The organism is Acinetobacter sp. I-MWF (assembly GCF_025433935.1).
Classification (GTDB): domain Bacteria; phylum Pseudomonadota; class Gammaproteobacteria; order Pseudomonadales; family Moraxellaceae; genus Acinetobacter; species Acinetobacter guillouiae.
In genome coordinates this window covers 1-1,254 of sequence record NZ_JAMBAR010000025.1, presented here as the reverse complement: position 1 = coordinate 1,254, position 1,254 = coordinate 1, and the positions used below count along the sequence as shown (strand labels likewise).

The window sequence follows — 1,254 nt, the reverse complement described above, 5'->3', positions numbered from 1 at the left end:
CTGAGTACAATAAACTTTGAAAGTCAGGCCAATGAAATTCATGCGAGTATGAAACTATTGAATAATTTTACCAAATTAGGTAGATCTCATACCCAAGTTATGCCTTAAATTTGAGTTACTCAGGAGAAGAATTAATTTTTTAATTTTTGTGAAATAAAGTAGACGTTATATAGAGTTTTTTTTCATTGGTTGTAATTTATTGATTTAATTCATTAAAATAATATTTTTAACTGACTATAATGAACAGTTGATATACAATCAACTGCCTGTTTTTTTACATATTTTCTAAAAATTATTACTAAACCTATCTTTATTGCTTGTTATTTGATCAAATTCGTTTTAATTTAAAAAAGGTGATAAGCTTTTTATACTTGAAAAATATTAACTGTTTACATTTTTTAACCAAGAGTGTAGATTGCATCACAAAAATAGGTGTGGTTGATTGTATATCAACTGACTGTTTTTTAACAGCCTATTAATCAATCTTTTAATCATATGTATGGTGGGAGTGATATGAACAGAATATATAAAGTAATTTGGAATGCTACTTTACTAGCATGGGTTGCAGTTTCTGAATTAGCAAAAGGGAAGACAAAATCTTCAAAAGTTACAGGAATTATTGGGGCAGCAACAGTTAGTTTGATAATCACTTTTTCATCCGGTGTTAATGCAGCTATTATAAATACAGATAATTCGTGTACAACTGGTGGTACTGGGATTGTCGGCACTATAAATCCTGGAAGCACTAGTTCTCAGGCAGCAGATGGTTCAGGGACGTATTCTTTGGTCGCTGGTTGTAATGCAAAAGGTAATGGTCTTTCCAGTGTAACTGCATATGGAACCTTTGCAGAAGCTACAGGGTTTGCTGGAACGGCTGTGGGGCATAATAGCCAAGCCAATGCTTTTGGTACGGCTATTGGTGTGGAGAGTCGAGCAACTGGAATAGGCAGTACTGCACTTGGCGAAGGCAGCCAGTCAACAGGACAAAATGCTGTAGCATTGGGTGGAACGGCTACTGGTTCCGCTCCTGGAAATGTTTTATCCGTTGCAAATGCTGTTAGAGCTACAGCTAGCGGTGCTGTAGCTATTGGTGGTAATGCAACTAGAGGTGCACAGTCTGCTGGAACGGATGCTATTGCAATAGGTGCGCAGTCTACTGTTTCCGCGGCTGGAACAGGTGGAGTGGCTTTGGGTGCAAGAACCAATGCACTTGCGAGTGGAGCAGTTGCTATAGGTGATGGGGCTAATGCATCT

General features: G+C 37.5%; 1 protein-coding gene. It reads left to right on the top strand.

Features of this window, described 5'->3' with window-relative positions:
- Positions 1-513: 513 nt before the first annotated feature.
- A partial coding sequence (locus M2R48_RS21195) for an ESPR domain-containing protein (protein WP_262087598.1) occupies positions 514-1,254 on the top strand: 741 nt, incomplete at its 3' end.